Annotated in this window: 1 pseudogene; it reads right to left on the bottom strand. The window is 61.0% G+C overall.

Annotated elements, in window-relative coordinates:
- Positions 1-520 (bottom strand): annotated as a pseudogene (locus ACUN0C_RS20215) (hypothetical protein); the annotation flags it as partial.
- Between the last annotated feature and the right edge of the window lie 36 nt (positions 521-556).

Here is a 556-nt window from a genome sequence, read left to right on the forward strand (position 1 = left end):
GGCGCCGGTCGTCGACCTGGTTGCGCGGCATCTCGACGACGGAGCCTACCTTGTTCATGGTCTTGCCGTTGTCGTAGTAGGACCCGTAGTCGTCCCGGACCTTCTTGTAGGCGAGGAAGCAGCCGTCCGGGGTGAGCGGCATCTGGGCCTTCTCGAGCCACAGATACAGCTCGTCGACCGCCGTCTTGGACGGGTTCTTCATCAGATTGTCGAGGAAGAGCGCCGAGGGCGTGATGTCGAAGCCCTCGGCGAGCAGCCGGAAGATGACGTCGACGAGGTAGTTGCTGACGCCATGACCCTTGTACAGGATCGTTTCGTAGCCGACCTCGACGTCGCCGTACTTCTCCAGCTTGGCAGAGATCGCGGTGCGGACGTCGAGGAGGTCCTCGATGCCGTCGGTCTCGCCGGCCTTCAGCTTCTCGACGATGGTGTCGTAGCTCACATGGGAGCGGTCGACCGTCTGCGGACGACCATTGAGGAACACGGTCAGGGTGCCGTTCGAAATCGTGAAAGGGATCATCAGTTCAGGACCTTGAAGTAGTGGTTGAGAAGGGCA

It is taken from the genome of Faunimonas sp. B44 (assembly GCF_052655945.1).